Annotated in this window: 14 protein-coding genes; 10 read left to right on the forward strand and 4 right to left on the reverse strand. The window is 42.9% G+C overall.

What is annotated here, in order from left to right; all coding sequences use genetic code 11:
• Nucleotides 1-50 precede the first annotated feature (50 nt).
• Complete coding sequence (locus PSE83_RS17070; RefSeq protein ID WP_004258585.1) at nt 51-401, forward strand: DUF2500 family protein; 351 nt, start codon at nt 51-53, stop codon at nt 399-401.
• Nucleotides 402-407: 6 nt separating this feature from the next.
• On the opposite strand, the gene PSE83_RS17075 is transcribed toward PSE83_RS17070, so the two are convergent.
• Together PSE83_RS17075 and rsmD are read right to left on the reverse strand one after the other, a co-directional pair.
• Entirely contained in the window at nt 408-704 is a 297-nt protein-coding gene (locus PSE83_RS17075; protein ID WP_004258582.1) for a DUF1145 family protein, read from the reverse strand.
• 10 nt (nt 705-714) lie between these two features.
• Entirely contained in the window at nt 715-1296 is a 582-nt protein-coding gene (rsmD, locus tag PSE83_RS17080) for a 16S rRNA (guanine(966)-N(2))-methyltransferase (RefSeq protein ID WP_004258577.1), read from the reverse strand.
• 276 nt (nt 1297-1572) lie between these two features.
• Between rsmD and ftsY the strand changes: the two genes are divergently transcribed.
• From ftsY to rpoH, 4 genes are all read left to right on the forward strand, one after another.
• Entirely contained in the window at nt 1573-3507 is a 1935-nt protein-coding gene (gene ftsY / locus PSE83_RS17085) for a signal recognition particle-docking protein FtsY (protein ID WP_164560887.1), read from the forward strand.
• 6 nt (nt 3508-3513) lie between these two features.
• Entirely contained in the window at nt 3514-4179 is a 666-nt protein-coding gene (gene ftsE, locus PSE83_RS17090; protein WP_004258545.1) for a cell division ATP-binding protein FtsE, read from the forward strand.
• Nucleotides 4172-5149 (forward strand): permease-like cell division protein FtsX, encoded by a 978-nt coding sequence (gene ftsX, locus PSE83_RS17095; RefSeq protein ID WP_004258540.1) that lies wholly within the window; start codon nt 4172-4174, stop codon nt 5147-5149. The genes ftsE and ftsX overlap by 8 nt, the downstream gene beginning before the upstream one ends.
• 257 nt (nt 5150-5406) lie before the next feature.
• Complete coding sequence (gene rpoH, locus PSE83_RS17100; RefSeq protein WP_004258535.1) at nt 5407-6285, forward strand: RNA polymerase sigma factor RpoH; 879 nt, start codon at nt 5407-5409, stop codon at nt 6283-6285.
• A 109-nt stretch (nt 6286-6394) separates the two neighbouring features.
• On the opposite strand, the gene gloA2 is transcribed toward rpoH, so the two are convergent.
• A complete protein-coding gene (gene gloA2 / locus PSE83_RS17105; RefSeq protein WP_004258531.1) occupies nt 6395-6781 on the reverse strand; it encodes an SMU1112c/YaeR family gloxylase I-like metalloprotein in 387 nt (128 codons plus the stop codon).
• Nucleotides 6768-7181, reverse strand: coding sequence for an aspartate 1-decarboxylase autocleavage activator PanM (panM, locus tag PSE83_RS17110; RefSeq protein ID WP_004258529.1), 414 nt, complete (start codon nt 7179-7181; stop codon nt 6768-6770). Before panM ends, gloA2 begins: the two co-directional genes overlap by 14 nt.
• A gap of 379 nt (nt 7182-7560) precedes the next feature.
• Here panM and PSE83_RS17115 point away from each other — a divergent pair, with 379 nt between their 5' ends.
• The 5 genes from PSE83_RS17115 to livF all read left to right on the forward strand — a co-directional run bounded on the left by PSE83_RS17115 (nt 7561) and on the right by livF (nt 12444).
• Complete coding sequence (locus PSE83_RS17115; RefSeq protein ID WP_004258526.1) at nt 7561-8670, forward strand: branched-chain amino acid ABC transporter substrate-binding protein; 1110 nt, start codon at nt 7561-7563, stop codon at nt 8668-8670.
• Between the two features lie 102 nt (nt 8671-8772).
• Nucleotides 8773-9699, forward strand: coding sequence for a high-affinity branched-chain amino acid ABC transporter permease LivH (gene livH, locus PSE83_RS17120; protein WP_004258523.1), 927 nt, complete (start codon nt 8773-8775; stop codon nt 9697-9699).
• Nucleotides 9696-10967 (forward strand): high-affinity branched-chain amino acid ABC transporter permease LivM, encoded by a 1272-nt coding sequence (locus PSE83_RS17125; RefSeq protein ID WP_115167939.1) that lies wholly within the window; start codon nt 9696-9698, stop codon nt 10965-10967. Before livH ends, PSE83_RS17125 begins: the two co-directional genes overlap by 4 nt.
• Nucleotides 10964-11743: a high-affinity branched-chain amino acid ABC transporter ATP-binding protein LivG gene (gene livG / locus PSE83_RS17130; protein WP_004258513.1), complete on the forward strand. Its 780-nt coding sequence runs from the start codon at nt 10964-10966 to the stop codon at nt 11741-11743. Before PSE83_RS17125 ends, livG begins: the two co-directional genes overlap by 4 nt.
• Nucleotides 11743-12444, forward strand: coding sequence for a high-affinity branched-chain amino acid ABC transporter ATP-binding protein LivF (gene livF / locus PSE83_RS17135; protein WP_004258508.1), 702 nt, complete (start codon nt 11743-11745; stop codon nt 12442-12444). The genes livG and livF overlap by 1 nt, the downstream gene beginning before the upstream one ends.
• Nucleotides 12445-12477: the final 33 nt, after the last annotated feature.

Here is a 12477-nt window from a genome sequence, read left to right on the forward strand (position 1 = left end):
TAAATAAGATAAACTATCATGACGGACTTTTTAAGCAAAATGCACACATTATGAATAAGCCAATATTACTGATTATCGTTTTAGCGATTATTGCGGTGCTCGCCACTAAGCGTTTTTTTGACCAACGCAAGCAAAATGAACTTAATGATAACGCTTTGCCTGTAAGCTACTTAGTAAAGGTTGATAGCAAAAAAGACTACCCTTATCCTAACATGCGTTCTCGAGAGCGGGATGTTGTTTCACCTGAAACTTTTCGCTATGAGATTCACTTTAAAACGCTATCAAGCGGCGAAATTATTAAAACTATTGTAACGGAAGAACAGTATCAAGGCGTTGAGCTTGGCCATGAAGGCAAGCTCATTATGCAAGGTACTCGGTTTATTCGTTTTGAGCCAGCGTAGAATAAGTTATTCACCTGATTGTTTTTTCTTTGCTTCTTCTAAATCGGCTTTATTTTTTTTCTGCATGGCTAGCATTTCGAATACGCCAAAAAAGAAAATGCGTAATTGAACTAAACCAGAGATTTTCTCTCCTTTTGGCAGCGTTGCTTTTAGGAAAATAGTTTGTAGTGCGTGCATGAAAATCATAAAAACCATTGCAATATCCATAAAATATTTCAATGGTTTAGGGAATGGGTGGACGAGATTAAAGACCATAAAGCCCCAAACGCAAATCATGAGCAGGCGTCCAATATTTATAAACATGTTTTTGTCCCTAAAGTGAAGTTCGAATAAAAAGGCGATATGCGACTTGCCCTGCTATTTTTTCGCGATGAAGTTGCCAATTAGCTGGGATGTCAGTAAGTGGTGACTCCGCTTCTGACTCAACGTATATCCAGCTTTCTTCAGCTAACCATTGGTTTTTTTCTAACAATTGAATGGTTTCATTGAGCAGCCCTTTGCGAAATGGTGGGTCAATGAAAACGACGTCAAAAGGTATACCTGCTTGGCTTAAAAAATTTAGGCTATTGTGATTCACTACGGTTGCGTTATCGGCTTGTAAGCGAGCTTTATTTTCAGCCAGTAATTGTGCGTTTTGTTTATCGAGCTCAATAAAGGTGACCGTTTCTGCAAAACGAGAAAGTGCTTCAAAGCCCAGAGAACCACTGCCTGCGAAGCAATCTAAGCAACGCGCATCCCGAATAATTGGCATCAACCAGTTAAATAATGTTTCTTTAATTCTGTCTGTGGTTGGGCGCAAGCCCTCACTATCACGAACTGGCAGCTTTCTTCCGCGCCATTTCCCACCGATAATACGAATTTGCCCTAAAGAGGGAGATTGTGGTTTTTTTGCCATAATGTTTATTGTTGCTTAACGGGTTTATGTACTTAAATTTGATTGTTACTATTGTATACCTGTCAGGCGATAAGTTGCAGTGTTGTTATCTCTGATTGGCTGTATTTCAATTATAGTGCTTCATTTTCACAGTTTTAACACGAAAATTCAGATTAAATTGGCAGGATTTTTCTTTCAGATATGTGTTGCTGAGCGATGAAATGGTAGACTGCATATAATTTTATTGCGATTTGATTATCGAGTGCCATATTTTTACCGCGAGGAGTGTAGTGGCAAATGGCTAAAGACAAGAAAAAAGGTTTTTTCTCATGGTTGGGGTTTGGGCGTAAAAATGAAGAAGAAACCCAGCAACAAGAAGCTCAACAGAATGATAATGATATAGTCAAGGACGTTGAAAAACAATCAACCCATGAAGCTGCGGTAGATGCCGCAACAGCCGAAGTAGAACGCCAACATCAAGCAGAGCAAGCCGCGATTAAAGCCGCTGAAGACGAAGCTGAACGTCAGTATGAAGCACTGCAAGCTGAGATTGAGGCAGCAACAGAGCAAGCAGAACGTGAGCGAGAAGCGAAACTAGCAGAACTCCAAGCCGCCCAAGAGCAAGCAGAACAAGCGCGTCAGGAAGCCCAAGAGAAAAAACTAGCGGAAGAAAAAGCTGAGCGTGAGCGTCAAGAAGCTGAAGCAATGCGTATTGCTGAAGAAGAAATGGAACGTCAGCGTCAGCTTGAGCTAGCTGCGATTCAAGCGGCAGAGGAGGCCGAAGAGCAACGCCGTCAGGCGGAGTTAGCTGTCATTCAAGCAGCCGAAGAACACGCGGAACGTGAGCGCCAAGCAGCAGAAGTCGCACGTTTAGCCGAAGAACAAGCGGAACGTGAACGCCAAGCAGCAGAAGCGGCACGTTTAGCCGAAGAACAAGCAGAACGCGAACGCCAAGCAGCAGAAGCGGCACGCTTAGCCGAAGAACAGGCTGAACGCGAGCGCCAAGCAGCAGAAGCGGCACGCTTAGCCGAAGAACAGGCTGAACGCGAGCGCCAAGCAGCAGAAGCGGCACGTTTAGCGGAAGAACAAGCCGAACGCGAGCGCCAAGCAGCAGAAGCAGCACGTTTAGCGGAAGAACAAGCCGAACGCGAACGTCAAGCAGCCGAAGAAGCCCGTTTAGCCGAAGAACAAGCGGAACGTGAGCACCAAGCAGCAGAAGAAGCGAGAATTGCAGAGGAAGAAGCTGAAGCTGAGCGCTTACGTTTAGAAGAAGAAAAAAATAATTCACCAACAGAGCAAGAAAAACCTAAAAAAGAAGGTTTCTTTGCTAGGCTAAAGAAAGGGTTATTAAAAACTCGCCAGAATTTAGGTTCAGGTTTTTTTGGGCTGTTTTCAGGTAAAAAAATTGATGATGACTTATTTGAAGAGCTAGAAGAACAGCTATTGATTGCCGATGTCGGGGTTGATACCACTCGTAAAATCATTGATAACTTAACGGCACATGCAAGCCGTAAAGAACTCAAGGATGCAGAAGCGTTATATGGCAAATTGCGTGAGGAAATGTCTGATATTTTAGCGAAAGTGGATAAACCACTCGTGATTGAAGATAAAAAACCCTATGTTATTCTTATGGTTGGTGTTAATGGGGTCGGGAAAACGACTACAATTGGTAAATTAGCACGTCAATATCAGTCGGAAGGAAAAAGCGTCATGTTAGCCGCGGGGGACACTTTCCGTGCAGCAGCCGTTGAGCAACTTCAAGTATGGGGTGAGCGTAATAAGATCCCTGTGGTAGCCCAACATACTGGTGCAGACCCTGCATCTGTTATTTTTGATGCGATTCAATCAGCACAAGCGAAAGGGGTTGATGTTTTAATTGCAGATACCGCTGGACGTTTACAAAATAAATCGCACTTGATGGAAGAGTTGAAAAAAATTGTTCGGGTAATGAAAAAACTCGATGAAAATGCTCCCCATGAAATTATGTTAACGCTAGATGCAAGTACTGGACAAAATGCGGTAAGTCAGGCAAAACTTTTTGATGATGCGGTCGGTCTAACAGGTATCACATTGACTAAACTCGATGGCACAGCAAAAGGTGGCGTAATTTTCTCTATTGCCGACCAATTTGGTATTCCAATTCGTTATATTGGTATTGGTGAGGGTATTGAAGATTTACGTCCATTTAAAGCAGATGACTTTATCGAGGCTCTATTTGCCCGAGAGGAATAATTTTCGATGATTCGCTTTGAACACGTTAGTAAAGCTTATCGCGGTGGCCGCCAAGCACTCCAAGGGGTTGATTTTCATCTTCAACCTGGAGAAATGGCATTTCTAACAGGCCATTCAGGCGCAGGTAAAAGTACATTACTTAAACTGATTTGTGGTATTGAACGCCCAAGTGCGGGTCATATTTTATTCAATGGTCATGATATCAGCCGCTTGAAAAATCGAGAGATCCCGTTTCTGCGTCGGCAGATCGGGATGATTTTTCAGGATCACCACCTGCTTTTTGATCGAACGGTATATGACAATGTCGCAATGCCGCTAATCATTTCTGGTGCCAGTACCGAAGATATTCGTCGCCGAGTTTCTGCGGCATTAGATAAAGTCGGGTTATTGGACAAAGCTAAAAACTTTCCAATTCAGTTATCTGGTGGGGAGCAACAGCGTGTCGGTATTGCCCGAGCGGTAGTGAATAAGCCAACGATGTTATTAGCGGATGAACCAACAGGTAACCTTGATGGTGAATTGTCAGAAGGGATAATGCGTTTATTCGAAGAGTTCAACCGTGTAGGGGTGACCGTTTTAATGGCAACCCATGATATTGCATTGATTGAGCGCCGTAACTACCGTGTTCTTACATTAAGTGAAGGCCGTATGCTTGGAGGTCAACATGGCTAAGAATGTCCGAAAAAGTAAGCCGGAACGAGCCAAGCAATCGAAAAGTAAAGCATTAAAAGGCGGTTGGAAAGAGCAGTGGCGTTATTCGTGGTTGAATGCGCTCGCTGATATGCTTAGACAGCCTTTAGCCACCTTTTTGACTATCATGGTTATTGCCATTTCACTCACGTTACCGAGTCTTTGCTATATTGTGTGGAAAAATGTTTCGCAAGCTGCGGAGCAATGGTACCCAACACCACAACTCACTGTTTATTTGGATAAATCTCTTGATGAACAAGGTGGGCAAAATGTGGTAACGCAGTTGCAAGCGCTTGATGGGGTTGACCATGTGAATTATCTTTCACGTGACCAAGCCATGAGTGAGTTTCGCAGTTGGTCTGGTTTTAGTACTGCGCTCGACATGCTAGAGGAGAACCCACTGCCTGCGGTGGCCATAATTACGCCTAAAATTGATTTTGAAGGTTCTGATGTATTAACAACACTGCGTGATAGGGTTAGCCAAGTCGATGGCATTGAAGAAGTTCGCATGGATGATAGCTGGTTTGCACGGTTAGCCGCACTAACAGGTTTGGTGGGGAAAGTTGCTTCTGTCATTGGGATTTTAATGATTGTGTCACTGTTCCTTGTGATAGGAAATAGCGTACGGCTCAATATTTTTGCTCGCCGTGATACAATCAATGTGATGAAGTTAATTGGTGCTACCGATGGGTTTATCATGAGGCCATTTTTAAATGGTGGCCTTGTCTTGGGCGCATTAGGTGCCATTATTTCCTTGATTATGACCTTTCTACTTGTTTGGCAGTTAGCAGACGGTGTTGCAAAAGTAGCCAGTGTGTTTGGTACACAATTTCAGATTGAAGGGTTGTTATGGGAAGAGTCTTTATTGATTCTATTGTTATCGGCTATGGTTGGTTGGATAGCAGCATGGTTAGCAACACTTCAACATTTACGACACTTTACACCTGAGTAACGAGTTGTTTTCTCATCATTTTTATTAAAGAGTCATGATTTAATTATATCATGACTCTTTGATTCCATTGCAAATTTGCGTTAAAAATGAACTTAGTCTGAATTGTTTTGTCCTACATTGACCTACTGTTAACAAATTTTGTATATAATTTATTTAACGCGGTTAAACTGGTAGACTAAAAGTGTTTGCCTCATGGTTAACCAATGCGGTTATCAATACAAACTAATCTGTTTTCTATTATTTTATTGAGGATCTGAATGACCAAAGACATGCAATCATTAGCTCTTGTTCCACAGGGGAGTATTGAAGCCTACGTTCGGGCGGCTAACTCTTACCCGATGCTTACCGCTGAGGAAGAAAAGGAACTCGCTGAACGGCTGCATTACCATGGTGATCTGGATGCTGCAAAGCAACTGATCTTATCGCATTTGCGCTTTGTTATTCATGTTGCTCGTAGTTATGCAGGGTATGGTTTACCGCAAGCTGATTTAATTCAGGAAGGTAATATCGGCCTGATGAAAGCGGTGCGTCGTTTCAATCCTGAAGTTGGCGTTCGCCTTGTTTCCTTTGCGGTTCACTGGATCAAAGCTGAAATTCATGAATACGTTTTACGTAACTGGCGTATTGTGAAAGTCGCGACGACAAAATCGCAGCGTAAGTTATTCTTTAATTTAAGAAAGAATAAAAAACGTCTTGGTTGGTTTAACCAGGACGAAGTCGATATGGTTGCCCAAGAGTTAGGGGTAAGTACTAAAGATGTGCGTGAGATGGAATCACGTATGGCTGCACAAGATATGGCATTTGATATGTCAGATGACGATGACAGCAGTGATTTTGGTGGTCCGGTAGCCCCAGTCTTATACTTACAAGACAAAGCATCAGACTTTGCTGGCTCAATTGAAGATGATAATTGGGAAAGCCATGCAACTGATCGCTTAGCAGATGCACTAGACTCTTTGGACGAGCGTAGTCAGGATATCATCCGAGCTCGTTGGTTAGACGATGACAACAAAACAACGTTGCAAGAACTTGCTGATAAATACGGCGTTTCTGCAGAACGCGTTCGTCAGCTTGAAAAGAACGCCATGAAGAAGTTACGTTTGGCGATGGAAGAAGACGAAGACAGCGAAATGTAATTTATTACTGGCTAATTCGTTGCTCACTAAAATTATCTGCATTTATTGCCTGTTAAGAGGTGGATAAATGCAGATAATCATTTCTACTTTTACATTTTTAATTGTTCAATTAATCACTGTATAACTCTAGCGGTAAGCCATCTGGATCTGTGAAAAATGTAAAACGCTTTTGCGTGTAGGGGTCAACCCGTATTGCTTCACAAGCCACACCTTGTTCAGTTAAATAAGCGACCCATTTATCTAAATCATCGACACCGAAGGCTAAATGACGTAGCCCTGTGGCTTCGGGGTAACTTAGTCTCGCTGGTGGATTAACAAAACTGAATAACTCAATTTGGTAATGCTCACCAAAAGCTAAGTCTGCTTTCCACGAATTATTTGCTGGACGGTAATGTTCTTCAAGTAAATTTAAGCCCAAAATACGGCAATAAAAATCCTTACTGACGTCAAAATTGGATGCGATAATAGCAACATGATGAATTTTATTTAACTTCATGCTGTTTTTCCCATATATCAGGTTGTGCGGTGGCATTGAAGCCATTTGCCGACAAGAAAAGCTGCATTGCTTCTTTTTCTTGCAGGGCAACCCCACTAATGTCAAATTTCCATAGTGTAATATCAGGGATTGTTTGGCAAATTTCTTCTAATAAATATGATCCTACACCTCGTCGGCGAGTGACCTCTCGCACACAAAAATCCCACAAAGTGGCAGTGCTATGATCCACAGTAATTTTTGCTGCGCCAAGAAGGCGGTCATTAAAGCGAGCTGCATAAAATTGCTCACCTGCTTTACACATTTTGGCTAGCTCAAAAGGGCTCTGGTCAGGCCAGATTTTATGTAAGTCCAGATATTGTTGCTCAGTAGGATTGACCAGCGGGATAATAGTGAGTCTCATGATATTTTGTTTGTTTCCCTGTAAGAGTTGCAGTCACTCATCCTGCCAGAGTGATCTACAACCGATTTTTTGATTTTAGAGAGAAAAATTTGGTGATACTGAATTTTCCGAATTTCACTCGGATTAATTTAAATTTAACCCGAATATAACACTAGTATTTACAAAAAACCTACTTTAACACATCAGTTTTTTATTCTGCTTCTAATGTAAAAACCTGCCATATCCATTTGCTATTTAGCATAATTATCTTGTTTAATGTTATGAAATATATAGCCTTATTCGCTGTATTTTGAAATATCAGGCATTGTACCTGTCAACCATAATAATCTACTACAAATCAAACACAAACACTCAGAACCATGAAGACGGGGACGATAAAATGAAGAATATGAATAAAGCATTATTAGCGGGCTGTATTGCGATGGCATTCAGTTCAGCAGGATGGGCAAAGGAAATTAAAATAGCGGTTGTTGGCGCGATGTCAGGGCCTGTGGCTCAATATGGTGATATGGAATTTACAGGTGCGCGCCAAGCGATTGCAGATATTAATGCTAAAGGTGGCATTAATGGAAACACATTAGTGGCAGTCGAATATGATGATGCTTGCGACCCAAAACAAGCGGTTGCGGTAGCAAACAAAGTCATTAACGATGGTATCCGCCATGTTATTGGGCATTTATGTTCCTCTTCAACACAGCCTGCATCCGATATTTATGAAGATGAAGGCGTCATTATGATCACCCCGGCAGCAACCAATGCGGATTTAACCACGCGTGGTTACCAGATGGTGTTGCGTACAACAGGTTTGGATTCAGACCAAGGACCAACAGCCGCTAAATTTATTATGGAAGAGATCAAACCAACCCGTATTGCTGTTGTTCATGACAAACAACAATATGGGGAAGGTTTAGCACGTTCTGTACGCGAAAGCCTCAATAACGCCGGCGTTAAAGAAGTGATGTTTGAAGGGGTAACAGCGGGTGACAAAGACTTCTCTGCTTTAGTCGCAAAATTGAAAAAAGAGAATGTGGATTTTGTTTACTTTGGGGGATATTACCCAGAAATGGGGCAAATCTTACGCCAAGCTAAACAAGCTGGCTTGAATATTCGCTTTATGGGGCCTGAAGGCGTCGGTAACTCTTCATTATCGAATATTGCAGGTGATGCTTCGGAAGGCATGCTGGTAACTTTACCAAAACGCTATGACCAGGTCGCGACTAACCAACCGATTGTTGATGCCATCAAAGCGAAGAAAGAAGACCCAACAGGGCCATTTGTTTGGACAACTTATGCTGCTATCCAAGGTTTAACGACGGCAATGGAGCGTACTGGCAGCATCGAGCCTGAAGATTTAGTGAAAGACTTGAAAGCAAATCCGGTCGAAACTGTCATGGGAACATTAAGCTGGCAGCCAAACGGTGACCTGAAAGGGTTTGAGTTTGGTGTATTTGAGTGGCACAAAGATGGGACTTCCACCTCTGTAAAATAGTACTCAGCAGTGTTCCAGCATAGTGAATAAGAACCGGAAGTAAGTCACTTGCTTCCGGCTTCTGTTCTCTATAGAGGACAAGTAGTTCGAAAGGATAGTCTTATGTCAGATCAAATTCTGTATTTTATTCAGCAACTTCTGAATGGTTTAACCCTCGGTAGCACTTATGCACTGATAGCTATCGGCTATACGATGGTGTATGGCATCATTGGGATGATTAACTTCGCCCACGGTGAAGTGTACATGATTGGTAGCTATGTCTCTTTTATTGTGATCGCAGGTTTAATGATGCTTGGGATTGATATCGGTTGGATCCTTGTTGCTGCGGCCTTCATTGCGGCAATTGTGGTCTCTAGTGCCTATGGTTGGAGTATTGAACGGGTTGCTTATCGGCCGGTCCGTCATTCTAAGCGATTAATTGCATTGATCTCTGCGATCGGAATGTCTATTTTCCTGCAAAACTATGTCAGTTTGTCACAAGGTTCGCGTGATTTAGCCCTACCCAGTTTGATTACGGGGCAATGGGTTCTCGGTGAAAGCGATGGTTTTGAAGCCACGGTGACTAAGATGCAATTGACCATCTGGGTGGTTACCGTGCTTGCGATGTTAGCTTTGACGCTATTTATTCGCTATTCAAAAATGGGAAGAGCCTGCCGAGCTTGTGCAGAAGATCTTAAAATGGCTAGCTTATTAGGCATTAATACCGATCGCGTCATTTCATTGACCTTTGTTATCGGTGCTGCAATGGCTGCTGTGGCTGGTGTGCTATTGGGGCAATTTTATGGTGTGATTAACCCCTATATTGGTTTTATGGCAGGAATGAAAGCATTTACTGCGGCGGTATTAGGGGGAATTGGGAGCATTCCCGGCGCCATGTTAGGTGGTTTAATCTTAGGTGTTGCAGAAGCGATGACCTCTGCATATTTAAGTACAGAATATAAAGATGTTGTGTCATTTGGTTTATTGATTGGTGTGTTGTTAATCATGCCAACCGGCATTCTGGGACGCCCGGAGGTCGAAAAAGTATGAGAAAAGAAAATTGGATTAATGCCATTGTGGCTTCAGTGACTTTTTTCGTATTGGCACTGTTCATGATGGGGTTGCAGCTCGCTCTTGATGGCACAAAACTGGTTGTTACGGTTGGGGATTCTGTACGTTGGAACTGGATCATTGCGGGTATTATTGTCATCTTTGTTTACCAGTTGGTTCGTCCGACATTAAATAAAGTATGGCAAGGAGTTCCTAAAAAGGCGTGGGCGATCCCTGATTTTGATGGTTCGACAGCCAAGCAAAAGATTCTTGCAGCTGTAATTATTATTGCCGCAATTATTTGGCCGTTTATTGTTTCTCGCGGAAGCGTGGATATTGCCACCCTGACATTAATTTATGTGATGTTAGGCTTAGGGTTAAATGTGGTTGTTGGGTTATCTGGGTTACTGGTTCTTGGGTATGCCGGCTTTTATGCCATTGGTGCTTATACTTTTGGTTTATTAAATCATTACTATGGTTTTGGTTTCTGGGAAAGTTTACCGATTGCAGGGTTAACCGCTGCGTTAGCCGGTTTTTTATTGGGATTCCCTGTTCTAAGGTTGCGGGGGGACTATCTTGCAATAGTGACGCTCGGCTTTGGGGAAATTGTTCGTATTTTATTACTGAATAATACCGAAATCACGGGTGGGCCAAATGGGATCAGCCAATTACCGAAACCGACTTTTTTTGGCTTGGAATTCAGCCGTACCGCGAAAGAGGGTTGGGACACCTTCCATAACTTTTTCGGCTTAGATTACAGCCCGGGTGACCGAATTATCTTCCTGTATTTTGTCGCTTTACTATTAGTGGTTTTAACCTTATTTGTTATCAATCGGTTACTGCGTATGCCATTAGGTCGTGCATGGGAAGCATTACGCGAAGATGAAATTGCCTGTCGCTCATTAGGGCTAAGCCCAACTCGAATAAAATTAACCGCATTTACTATTAGTGCGGCCTTTGCGGGATTTGCAGGGACGTTATTTGCCGCACGACAAGGCTTTATCAGCCCAGAATCTTTTACCTTTGTGGAGTCGGCATTTGTGTTAGCCATCGTCGTTTTAGGGGGAATGGGCTCACAAACTTCCGTGATTTTAGCCGCAATTATCTTAGTCGTATCACGGGAAATGATGCGTGACCTTAACCAATACAGCATGCTGTTATTAGGGGCATTGATGGTGCTGATGATGATCTGGCGACCACAAGGCCTATTACCGATGAAACGTCGTCAAATGCAGGTGAAAAAAGTCCCTGAAGGGGAGGGCGTATGAGCCATATAACAACGCCTTTGCTACAAGTTAATGGCTTAACAATGCGTTTTGGTGGGTTACTTGCCGTCAACAATGTTGAGTTAACCATTAATCAAGGGGAAATAGTTTCACTGATTGGCCCGAATGGGGCGGGTAAAACCACCATTTTTAACTGTTTAACGGGGTTTTATAAGCCGACCAGCGGCACGATCTTATATCGTGAAAAACATCTTGAGGGACTGACCGGGCAGGCGATTGCACGCCTTGGTGTTATCCGAACATTTCAGCATGTGCGGTTGTTTAAAGAAATGACGGTGATTGAAAATTTACTTGTGGCGCAGCATCAACATTTAAAAAGTGGCATTTTTTCTGGGTTATTGAAAACCCCTGCATTTCGTCGAGCAGAGTCTGAAGCGCTTGATAATGCGGTAAAATGGCTTGAGCGTGTTGATTTACTCCCCTTTGCAAATCGCCAAGCGGGTAATTTAGCCTATGGTCAGCAGCGTCGGTTAGAAATTGCTCGCTGTATGGTCACTCGCCCTGAAATTTTAATGCTGGATGAACCTGCGGCAGGTCTTAACCCTAAAGAAACCAATGATTTGGATGACTTAATTGCTGAGTTGCGTACTCATCATAATGTTTCAATTCTATTAATTGAACATGATATGAAATTAGTCATGGGAATTTCAGATCGTATTTATGTCGTGAATCAAGGAACGCCATTGGCGAATGGCACACCGAGTGAGATTCGCCAACATCCAGATGTGATAAAAGCCTATTTGGGGGAAGCTTACTGATGCTAGAGTTTAAAAAAGTTTCTACCCATTATGGAAAAATTCAAGCGTTACATGAGATTAGCTTGAATATCCAAAAAGGTGAAATTGTGACCTTAATCGGAGCAAATGGCGCTGGGAAAACAACGTTGCTCAGTACCCTTTGTGGCGATCCACGAGCATCGGAAGGCCAAGTCATTTACCGAGGCGTGGATATCACTCAATTGCCCACTTCGAAAATTATGCGTGAAGACATTGCTCTAGTACCAGAAGGGCGGCGTGTATTTTCTCGTATGACTGTGGAAGAAAACCTCGCAATGGGGGGCTTTTTTGCTGATCGCCAACAGTACCAAGAACGTATTGAGCGGGTTTATAAGTTGTTTCCAAGGCTATATGAGCGCCGAAGCCAACGTTCAGGAACGATGTCAGGTGGTGAGCAACAAATGCTAGCGATAGGCCGTGCTTTAATGAGCCAGCCAGAGTTGTTGTTGCTTGATGAGCCATCCCTAGGCCTTGCCCCCATTATCATTATGCAAATTTTCGATACAATCCAACAGCTACGTGAAGAAGGTATGACGATTTTCCTTGTTGAGCAAAATGCCAACCAAGCGTTGAAGCTCGCAGACCGTGGATATGTACTAGAAAATGGGCATATTGTATTGGAAGACAGTGGTAAAGCGTTGCTAGCTAATGAGGCAGTACGCAGCGCTTATCTCGGTGGCTAAAATTTTCGTCATCCTTCACGCTGTGGCGTTGTT

Origin of the sequence: Providencia sp. PROV150 (genome assembly GCF_028481025.1) — a bacterium.
GTDB lineage: Bacteria > Pseudomonadota > Gammaproteobacteria > Enterobacterales > Enterobacteriaceae > Providencia > Providencia hangzhouensis.